This is a genomic window from Streptomyces sp. P5F9, assembly GCF_057961495.1.
In genome coordinates this window covers 1-8,860 of sequence record NZ_JBXVPZ010000410.1, presented here as the reverse complement: position 1 = coordinate 8,860, position 8,860 = coordinate 1, and the positions used below count along the sequence as shown (strand labels likewise).

Sequence of the window (8,860 nt, the reverse complement as noted above, 5' to 3'; positions counted from 1 at the left end):
CCCCCCCTTCCCTCTCCCCGCTCTTCGCGAAGCTGGAAAACCGGCCGCCTGCCCTGTTCACCGTGGACACGCTCGATCCGCTTCTGGACGACAGCCTGTTCATGTCCGCCCCCCGTCCCTCCGCCTGATCCACCGACCACAGGAGCACCACCATGAGCGCGCAGGACAACATCACGGTCGTTCAGGGATTCATCGACACCGTTCTCAACGGGGGCGATCTCTCCGGCCTGGAGCGGTACTGGACCGAGGACATGGTCTGGCGCGGGGGCAGTCTCGGCGAGTATCACGGCCTGGCTGACTTCAGGAAGTTCGCCGAGGCCAACGCCGCCGGCGCGTTCACCGGCATGCACCTGGAGCCGCGGCGGTTCCTGACCGACGGCGACACCGTCGTCGCGCTGTTCACCAACAGCGGCGTCAACACGGGCCCGTTCATGGGCATACCCGCCACGGACAAGCCTGCCAGGTGGAACGGCGTGGGGATCTATCGCATCCACAACGGCAGGATCGCCGAGGCGACCTTCGTCGAGGACATCCTCGCCATGCTCCTGCAACTCGGCATCACCAGCCTGCCCTCCGCCTCCTGACACAGCGAGCCGTACCGGCGCGGCCGATGATCCCGGCCGGCACCCATGGACACTGCCGGGTTCGTCCCGGTCGCCGGTCGGCATCTTCCTCCGACGGCAGCGTCGGACCTGCATCACGGACCTGGAGAAGGCACCGCTATGAGAATGACCGTCTTCGGCGCCAGCGGCAGTGTCGGCTCCGTGCTCATCCCCGAAGCACTGCGGAGGGGGCACGAGGTCGTCGCCGTCACCCGCGACGCCTCCCGCATCACGCTCTCGCATTCGAAACTGACGGTCGCGATCGCCGAACTCGACTGCGTGCCGGCCCTGGAGAAGGCGCTCACCGGAACTCAAGCGGTGATCATCAGCCTCGGCGACGCCGTCTGCGACACAGGTACCCGCGCCATACTCACCGCGATGCGCGACACCGGCGTACAACGCGTGGAGGCGCTCACCGGATTCGGTACCAGCGTGATCAGCCGACGCCGACTCAACCCTGCGATGCGAGGCGTGGTGGGCGCGGTCCGCCTCCTCGCCCGTTCCGGCTTTGCGGCGAAGGAACGGCAGGATGCGCTGGTTCGCGCTTCCGGCCTCACGTACACGATCGTCCAGCCGCCCACCCTCACCTTCGGCCCCGCCACCGGCGCCTACCGGCAAGGGGATTACCGAGGCCGGTCCATCCTCGGCAGGATCTCCCGAGCCGATCTCGCCGACTTCATGCTCGACAATCTGGAACAGGAGCGCTATCTGAATCAGTCCGTCTACGTGCAGAACTGACCAGGTCTGCCGCACCCTCCGGTGTCGCCGAACCGGGCGTTCTTGCTCGCTCCATTGTGCGCATCAGGCCGCTGTCGCCCGATCATCGTTGAACCCGGCTCTGTGGCGGTCGCCGGCCTCGGGCCGGATGGCGGCCGCCACAAGGGGCGGTGTCAGGCGGGCAGATGGTCGGCGCTGGTGTAGATGGACTTGTGGTCCAGGTAGCTGCTGAGCCCCTCGGGACCGTACTCGCGGCCGATGCCGCTCGCCTTCAGGCCGCCGAACGGGGAGTTGAAGTCGATCGCGTAGTAGTTGACGCCGATCGTGCCCGTGCGCACCCGCCGGGCCACGTCAATGCCGCGTGCCTCGTCCTGGGTCCAGACGGACCCGGCCAGCCCGTAATCGGAGTCGTTGGCGATCCGTACGGCGTCGGCCTCGTCGTCGTACGCGATGACGGCGAGGACCGGTCCGAACACCTCCTCGCGGGCGAGCCGGTCGGAGTTGTCCACGTCGGCGAAGACCGTCGGTTCGACGAACCAGCCGCGGTCGTGGCCCGCGGGACGCCCGCCGCCGGTGATGAGCCGGGCCGACGAAGCGCGGGCCGCGTCGATGTGACCGAGCACCCGCTCCTGGTGCGCTCTGCTGGCCATCGGGCCGCAGGTCGTCGCCGGGTCGAGCGGGTCGCCGACGACGAGACGGGAGGCGAAGTCGGCCACGGCCTCGACGATCTCGTCGTAGCGCGAGCGCGGTGCGAGGATCCGGGACTGGAGGGTGCAGGTCTGGCCGTTGTTCATGAAGGAGGCACCGTCCAGACCGGCGACGAACGTGTCGAGATCGGCGTCGTCGAGCACGATCGAGGCGGACTTGCCGCCGAGTTCGAGGGTGCAGCGACGGATCAGACGCCCGCACTCGGCGCCGATCGCGCGACCGGCCGCGGTGGAGCCGGTGAAGGCGACCTTGTCGACGCCGGGATGGCTCACGAGGTAGGCGCCGGCCTCCCGGTCGGCGAGCACGATGTTGAGCACACCCGCGGGCAGGCCGGCCTCGATGGCGGCGTCCGCCAGCAGATAGCTGTCGAGCGCGGTTTCCGGCGACGGCTTGAGCACCACGGTGCAGCCGGCCGCGAGGGCCGGGGCGAGCTTGCTCAGCGCCAGTCCGAGCGGAAAGTTCCAGGGGGTGATCGCCGCGACGACACCGACAGGTTCGCGGCGCACGATGGTGGCTCCGCGCATGCTGGGGCGGGGCGCTTCCAGGGGAAAATTCTCGACAAGATCGGCGTTGCGGCGGAGATGACCGGCGGGCCCGAGCCCGTTGGTCTGCCGTGACAGGGCGATGGGCATCCCGTTCTCGCGGCTCACGAGGGTGGTGGCGAGGTCTGCTCGCTTGTCCCACGCGTCGGCGAAACGGCGCATGGCCTCGGCTCGCTCCGCCGCCGTGCTGCGGGCCCAGGGCCCGCTCTCCAGGGCGGCGCGGGCGGCGGCCACGGCGGCGTCGATGTCGGCGGGGCCGGCCATCGCGGCGATGCCGATGGGTTCCTCGGTGGCAGCCTCCAGGGCCACATGGCGCTCATCGGTGCTGGGGCCGATCCAGTTGCCGCCGACGAAGAACATCGGCCGGTCGAAGGGGGTCTGGTTCTGGACGGTGTTCATGGGAATCTCCTTGTGAGGAGCGGCGGTTGGGAAAGAGTCCGGAATGCTTCGGAACTGCCGGTCGGGTGACGCGGCCCCGGTGTGTGCGGGCGGGCTGGAACGGCGCGGATGGTGGGAGTCGCGGTGCGCCCGCCGCATGCGAGGGCTGCGAGATGTCCGAGCGGGAGACGCTGCGGTCGGGTCGTCCGCCCGGAGAGGCGGTCGGCTGTTTTCGGGCACGTCGAGCAGCCGTCCGAAGACGGGCCGGAGACGGGCCGGAGACGGGCCGGAGACGAAGAGTTGCTCTGCCTGGACGGTTATCCGGGTTCGGGCCCGGTGGCGTGCGGATCGCCCGCCGGGCGTGGCTGATCCGCGCCCGGCCTCGACGCCGCCCAACTGGCGAGCATCCGCAGCGCGTCCTCCGACGGGGTGTCCGGCTCGGGGGTGTACATGATCAGTATCTGACCGGGGTCGGCCAGCCGGGTCGATTCGTAGGCGAGCTCGAAGTCGCCGACGACCGGATGGTGGACGCGTTTGACGCCAGTGGCGTACGAGCGCACGTCATGGCGAGCCCAGCGGACCCGGAAGTCCTCACTACGCGTCGACAGCTCTCCGATCAGGGCCGTGAGCTCCGTGTCGTACGGCGTCCGGCCCGCTTCGGCGCGCAGCAGTTCGGCGGAGTCGTCGGCGATTCTGTCCCAGTCGCGCCAAAAGGTACGGGCCGCCGGGTCGAGGAACGCGAAGCGGGCGGTGTTGACCGGCCGACCCGGGCCGGCGTACATCGGTTGGTAGAGCGCTCGGCCGAGCGCGTTGGCGCCGATGATGTCGAGGCAGCCGGTGAACACGAGCGCCGCGGTGGTGGTCATCGAGTCGAGGATGCGCTGAACCGGCGGCCGCAGCCGCAGCCGCGGCCGTGCAGTGGGCGGCGCAGGCCGACGGGAGCGCCTGGCGTCGAGCAGGTCACTCAGGTGCGCCCGCTCGGCATCGGTGAGCTGCAACGCGTGATGGATGCCGTCGAGGACCGATTCCGAGACACCGGTGGCGTCGCCGCGCTCCAGACGGACGTAGTACTCGACACTGATGCCGGCCAGTGCCGCGACCTCCTCGCGACGCAGACCCTTGACCCGCCGATCGCCGCCGAACACCTTGAGACCCGCCTGCTCGGGGGTCAACCGTGCGCGACGGGTCGCCAGGAACGCGCGGATCTCTTCCCGCGCCCCGGGGCCGACCTGCTTGCCATCACTCATGCGATCGACGGTACGCCGCCGCTCGCCCGCCAACGAGTCACGCTCAGTACCCCCCAACGGATCCGTCACCGGCACAGCTGCGGGCCTCGCTCGGGCTGGGCCCTCCGGGCGGGTCCGCTCATCGAGCCGCGGTGTTGTCGGTCCTCGCCACTGTCGCTCGGCCGATCACGATATTTCACGGAGGGTGGCCTGGTGGGTGCCGACGGCGGCCTTGGCGCCTTTGCAGGCCCGAGTGTCAGAGGGCGGTGTGGGACCTGATGTTCGGGTGCGCTGCTTCGTCCGGGGTGAGTGGGCAGGTCGCGGCGGCGCCGGGCAGCCGACGGCCGCGGTCGGGTGAGCAAGCCCTGCTCGGTCCCGGCGAGGATCCCGCGCTCGGCGAGCCGCTTGAGCTTCACGCAGGTGTTGTTGCTGCAGGTGTGCGAGCGGCCCGCAGCAGGGTGTCAACCGTGGTGAACACCGCCATGATCTGCTGGTGGGCCGGATGGTCCGGCAGTTGCCGGGGCGCGGCCGGCTCGGGCAGTTCCAGCAGCGCCCTGCGGGTCATCCGGATCGCCTCGGCGGCCCGGCGAGATTCCTCCAGCTGCCCCCAGCTCGGGGGCACACCGCAAGTGCTGTCTGCGGACGGGCGTCGGCCCTCTCCTTCAGCAACACGCTGAAGACGCCGGCCAGTTGGCCGGGACTCGAAACGATGAGGAACCTGAAACGCACGCTGCGCTGCTGCCCGGCCGCGCTCCACATACAGGGCGATCCACATACAGAGCGATCAGGCGACGGCGACGAGTTCGCGGACCGCGGGCGCGACCTCTGCCGCGAACTGGCGGAGGAAGTCGGCCGAGGCCGCACGGTAGAGGAAGAACGTGTCCGCCTGCTTGTTCAGGACCAGCTCGGCAAGCTGCTCGGCCCACACCGTCGCGGGGCCTTCGAGGAAGCCGGAGCCGGTGCCGAAGGTGCCCTCGATGTTGTAACCGCGGCCGATGTCCCGCGGCGAGCGGCCCGCGGCGAGCGCCGCCTCGTCGATGATCCGGTTGGCGTCCGGCAGCGCGACCGGCGGGAGGAACGGGGAACTCGGGATCCAGCCGTCGGCGATCGTCCCGACCACCCGCAGCATCCGCGGCTGGTAGGCGCCGAACCAGATGCCGATCTCGTGCCGCGGCTCGGGCCCCGGCTTCGCGTTGTCCAGCCGGTAGTGCTTGCCCTCGAAGGCGACATCCGTCTTGGACGTCCACAACGCGCGGATGAGGTGGGTGGCCTCCTCCAGCGCCTCGATGGACTCCCCGGCGGTGCGTGCCGGCCCGCCCTCCGCGGCGATGGACCCCCACATCTGCTGGGCGCCGGTGCCGAGACCGAGTTCGAAGCGGCCACCGCTGAGGATGTCGATGGTCGCGGCGGTGCGGGCAAGCACCGGAGGCGGACGCAGCGGAAGGTTCAGCAGGTTGGACATGACCGTGATGCGCTGGGTCCTGACGGCCATGGCGGTCAACAGCGCGAGGGTGTCGAGCCGTTCGGGCCAGTACGGGTGATCGGACAGCGTGACGACGTCGTAGTCGAGCTGTTCCATCAGTCCGGCCAGTTCCACGACGTCCTGCGGGCGGTCCGGGCTCGGCTCCAGAAGGGCGCCGAACCTCACTGTGCCGGTGGTCATCGGCTCACCCCGCCGCGCGCACCGACACGCTCCGGCGTGGCAGTGCCGTAGACCTGCTGCGCGTGGGTCGCGTAGGCCTCCGTGGCCAGACCGCCGATGATGCCGCTGACCTCGGGCGGCATCTGGGCGACGATGTCGCGGACGGTGTCCGGGTCCGCCTCGTAGGCCATCATGCCGAAGATCAGCGGGGCCTGTTCCGGAGCGACGTCCCCCGCGCCGTCGGCCAGCATCTGTCCCCACTCGGCGGCGGTGATGTGCTGGGCGAGGAGCGGTACGGCGTGGTCCTCCTCCGCCGCGAGGTGCTCCTCAAGGAGGTCCGAGAGCTGGTCCATCGACACGGCGAGGGTTTCGCGCCGCGCGGGGTCCGCGGTGCCGCGCCAGTGCGCCAGCCCGGCGCGCACCTCGTCCAGGACCCTGTCGATCTGTGCGTGCTGTTCCTCCATCAGCCGCGCGATGGACTCGGCGTCCGCCGCGTTCCGCTCCAGCAGCCGCGGCCACAGGTGTTTGTCCTCGGCGCTGTGGTGGTGATGGAGGCCGTTGTCGACGATCTGCAGGTGATCGGCGATGACGGCGGCGCGGGTGACATCGTTGTCGGCCACACCGCGGATGAGTTCCGGGGCGAGTCCGAACTCGCGACGGAACATCGTGTGGGCCATGTACATGTCACGTACGTCGGCGAGCGGTTCGTTGCTCATGTTTGCATTCCCAGAGATTGCCGGAAGGACTTGGCGTTCCGGAATCTAGCAACCTGGCCTACGTCGGCAAACAAAATGTCCAGGACGCGAATCGGGTTATCCGCGGAGCGTATGCAGCGGCTTCTGACCGAATTTCGCTTCGTGCGCGGCGGCGAATCTTCCCAGATGAGCGAAACCCCAGCGGCGCGCGACGGCGGCGACCGAATCCGTGGCCGGGTCGGCCACCCGGAGCTCCTCGTGCGCCCGGCGCAGCCGGACGTCACGCACGTACTCCATCGGTGACATCTCCAGATGCGCCTGGAATGCCTTCTGCAGAGCTCGCGGACCGACCCCGCAACGGTCCGCGAGGAGCGAGAGCGTCAGCGGCGCCTGCGGGTCCGACTCGATGATGTCGATGGCCGTACGGACCGACGCGGGCCGTGCACGCGTGACGGGCCCACCGAGCGCCTCGGGGTGGGAGTGCGTCGCCGCCAGGAGGAATCCGTTCACGATGCTGTCCGCCAGGGGCCCGGCCACCAGCGGCTGCGACAGCAGACTGCCCGGAGCCGCGATCTGCCGGTTGACGGACACCAGCAGTTCGGCCCAGTTGCGTCCGAAGCCGTCGGCGTAGTTCATCACCGGGTCGAAGCTGACACGGCGGGAGGTCCGGTCGCCGACCAGCCGGGCCAGCATGGTCTCCACCGCGGGCATGTCGATGCGGACACACAGCCCGCGGTACCCGGCAGGCCAACGGGCGGAAACGGCGCCGCCACCCGGTCGGTACAGAGCCGAGCCCAGGCGGCTCACCGTCAGGTCCACACCCCGGTGACGTGACGCGAAGCGCCCCGCGATGGGCACGTGCACGTAGAAACCCGTGCCGACGTCCTCGGTCTCCAGCCTCAGCTCGCCGCTGAAATCGACCTCACCGATATGGATGGGACCGAGCTCGGCGAAGCGATACGTCGATACCGTCACCTCGTCCTGCGGCACGGATTCGATCGTCGACGTGCGAACGAGCATCAGACACTCCCCCGATGCCGGTCGGACCACGCGGCAGGAGACCGGCCATTCGAGTCATGGTATCCCGCGACCGCGAGGCCGACCGGGCGGTTCACGAAACCCCGGCCCAGCGGCACAGCGGTCACGACGACTTCTGGAGCGCCGGGCTCTCAAGGCGGTCAAGGCGGGTGCCCGGCTGCGCGTGGACGTCGAGTCCCGGAGCCTTGACGTGATGAAGCAGGCGGCCGTCAGCGGCTCCGCCGTCACAGTGCTTCCAGGTCCGGCCGTCGGCGACGAACTGAAGGAGGGGCGTCCGACCGTAGGCGACGAACTGTAAGGACGGTCGTCCGGCCGTCGTCGACATCGACGGGATGCCGCCCGTGCGGGCCGCCGCGATCGTGGTCCGCCCGCGAGACGAACAACGCGCTGCCATCCGCGAGTTCATCGAACTCCTCGTCCGCGTCGGACGTGCCGCGTAGGACATACCGCCTCGGACATGCCGCGCCGGATGACGCCACACCGGAGATCCGCTGGAGCCGCGACTCAAAGGTCGCCGGAAGCACGGCGCCCCGGCTGGGGCTGTGACGACTGAGCCCTGCCCCCCCTTGTCGGCCACCTCGTCAGCGGGGTGAAGGACCGGGCTGATCTCCCACAGGCTGGCGGGCGATCACTCTCCCAGGCCTCTCCACCTCAACGGTCAGCTCCGCCGCTCGGTAGGCCGCGGCCCGGTTCGCGGTCACCGGGGAATATTTCTCCCGCTCGGGCTGGGCACTTCGGATCGAGGACGCACGGCTGTGGGAGTCCGGGAACCGGCCGGTGCCTGCGGACATTCCGGGGGCACCGACGACAGGTGGAGGCCGCCGGGATGGACACCACCTGGGCAGGGCGGCTCTCACGGGCAGCTCCGGCAACACGATTCCCGGCCGGGTCCCTCCAGGGCGGTATGTGAGTCCCTTCCAGGCCGGCCAACTCCGGCGACACACGGAGCTGGACCACCTGCCCGACCGGGTCGAGCGGCAGCTGCCCGTTTTGCCGCCCGTCGCCCGGCACGATGACGGGCCGCGCACCTCGGGATCCAGCGCGTCGAGAGCACCAACCCTGAAAAGCTGATCTCACTCTGAAATGGGACGAAGCTCCCATATACACCGACATGACCGCTCTTTCGATGCCCATGCCCCGGACGGCTATTGCGTGCACTCACGGCCAACCATCGCCAGGACCCGAGCCGAACGCGAGATCTGTCCGGACCGGACAGCCCCGACGACACCCGCCGGGATGGTGTCCCGCGAAGTGGTGTAGCCGGTCAAGGTTCGTGAACGCGCGGGTGTCTGCCCGGGGCGTGCATCCGCTG

Annotated in this window: 8 protein-coding genes; 2 read left to right on the top strand and 6 right to left on the bottom strand. The window is 69.7% G+C overall.

Annotation, left to right across the window (positions count from 1 at the left end):
- Positions 1 to 152: 152 nt before the first annotated feature.
- On the top strand, positions 153 to 584 hold the full coding sequence (locus AC31A1_RS40510; RefSeq protein ID WP_489658086.1) for an ester cyclase: 432 nt from the start codon (positions 153 to 155) through the stop codon (positions 582 to 584).
- A gap of 144 nt (positions 585 to 728) precedes the next feature.
- The gene (locus tag AC31A1_RS40505; RefSeq protein ID WP_489658085.1) at positions 729 to 1,340 is read left to right on the top strand and encodes an NAD(P)-dependent oxidoreductase; all 612 of its coding nucleotides are present in this window, start codon (positions 729 to 731) and stop codon (positions 1,338 to 1,340) included.
- Between the two features lie 152 nt (positions 1,341 to 1,492).
- Here the strand turns inward: AC31A1_RS40505 and AC31A1_RS40500 are convergent, their stop codons facing one another.
- The 6 genes from AC31A1_RS40500 to AC31A1_RS40475 form a co-directional block, all read right to left on the bottom strand.
- A complete protein-coding gene (locus AC31A1_RS40500) occupies positions 1,493 to 2,968 on the bottom strand; it encodes an aldehyde dehydrogenase (RefSeq protein WP_489658084.1) in 1,476 nt (491 codons plus the stop codon).
- Positions 2,969 to 3,264: 296 nt separating this feature from the next.
- Entirely contained in the window at positions 3,265 to 4,194 is a 930-nt protein-coding gene (locus AC31A1_RS40495; protein WP_489658083.1) for a helix-turn-helix domain-containing protein, read from the bottom strand.
- 391 nt (positions 4,195 to 4,585) lie between these two features.
- Complete coding sequence (locus tag AC31A1_RS40490) at positions 4,586 to 4,795, bottom strand: hypothetical protein (protein ID WP_489658082.1); 210 nt, start codon at positions 4,793 to 4,795, stop codon at positions 4,586 to 4,588.
- Positions 4,796 to 4,957: 162 nt separating this feature from the next.
- On the bottom strand, positions 4,958 to 5,836 hold the full coding sequence (locus AC31A1_RS40485) for an LLM class flavin-dependent oxidoreductase (protein WP_489658081.1): 879 nt from the start codon (positions 5,834 to 5,836) through the stop codon (positions 4,958 to 4,960).
- On the bottom strand, positions 5,833 to 6,531 hold the full coding sequence (locus AC31A1_RS40480) for a hemerythrin domain-containing protein (RefSeq protein WP_489658080.1): 699 nt from the start codon (positions 6,529 to 6,531) through the stop codon (positions 5,833 to 5,835). Before AC31A1_RS40480 ends, AC31A1_RS40485 begins: the two co-directional genes overlap by 4 nt.
- A gap of 96 nt (positions 6,532 to 6,627) precedes the next feature.
- Positions 6,628 to 7,500 (bottom strand): AraC family transcriptional regulator, encoded by an 873-nt coding sequence (locus AC31A1_RS40475; protein ID WP_489658079.1) that lies wholly within the window; start codon positions 7,498 to 7,500, stop codon positions 6,628 to 6,630.
- Between the last annotated feature and the right edge of the window lie 1,360 nt (positions 7,501 to 8,860).

Coding starts and splice junctions, on each gene's coding strand:
- AC31A1_RS40495 (WP_489658083.1), bottom strand. CDS start 4,194: ATGAGTGATGGCAAGCAGGTCGGCCCCGGGGCGCGGGAAGAGATCCGC.
- AC31A1_RS40510 (WP_489658086.1), top strand. CDS start 153: ATGAGCGCGCAGGACAACATCACGGTCGTTCAGGGATTCATCGACACC.
- AC31A1_RS40505 (WP_489658085.1), top strand. CDS start 729: ATGACCGTCTTCGGCGCCAGCGGCAGTGTCGGCTCCGTGCTCATCCCC.
- AC31A1_RS40485 (WP_489658081.1), bottom strand. CDS start 5,836: ATGACCACCGGCACAGTGAGGTTCGGCGCCCTTCTGGAGCCGAGCCCG.
- AC31A1_RS40480 (WP_489658080.1), bottom strand. CDS start 6,531: ATGAGCAACGAACCGCTCGCCGACGTACGTGACATGTACATGGCCCAC.
- AC31A1_RS40500 (WP_489658084.1), bottom strand. CDS start 2,968: ATGAACACCGTCCAGAACCAGACCCCCTTCGACCGGCCGATGTTCTTC.